Origin of the sequence: Adlercreutzia equolifaciens, from assembly GCF_029076695.1 — a bacterium.
Taxonomy (GTDB): Bacteria; Actinomycetota; Coriobacteriia; order Coriobacteriales; family Eggerthellaceae; genus Adlercreutzia; species Adlercreutzia equolifaciens_A.
The window spans coordinates 1-450 of the sequence record NZ_JARFIK010000038.1; the positions used below are offsets into that span (position 1 = coordinate 1).

The following is a 450-nucleotide window of genomic DNA, read 5'->3' on the forward strand; positions in this document are numbered from 1 at the left end:
ACCCGTACAACGAGGCGGCTTCCAGAGCATCGGGGATGTCCGTCACCAGCGCGATGGTGGTGCCGACGGGCCTTTTCTCGCGCAGATCGGCGGCGAAGCCCTCGTCGAGATGATCGTGCTCGCGGGCCAGCTGTGTGAAGTCGGTGCCCAGCGGCACATCTGCCCGGGCAGCCTCCAGCAGCACCGCGGCTGCGCGCGCATCCGCCTCGTTGCCCGAGCGCATAATCTCGATGGTTGGCAGGCCGCTTTTGCGATACCCTTCTACCACCACCACGTCGTGACCGGGCATGGAACGCACCAGCTCGGCGCACTCCACCTCTCCCTCCACCGTTTGGATGCGCGCCACCTGACCCGGCGCCGCAATAACAGTTTCCGAGGCCCCGGCGGCGCGATGGCGATAGGAATCTTTGCCCGGATAGTCGATGTCGAAGCCACGGTGGGAATGATGCT

At 65.6% G+C, this 450-nt stretch carries 1 protein-coding gene; it reads right to left on the minus strand.

The window, feature by feature from the left end; genetic code table 11:
- A partial coding sequence (locus PZH32_RS11345) for a molybdopterin-guanine dinucleotide biosynthesis protein B (protein ID WP_275208361.1) occupies positions 1 to 450 on the minus strand: 450 nt, incomplete at both ends.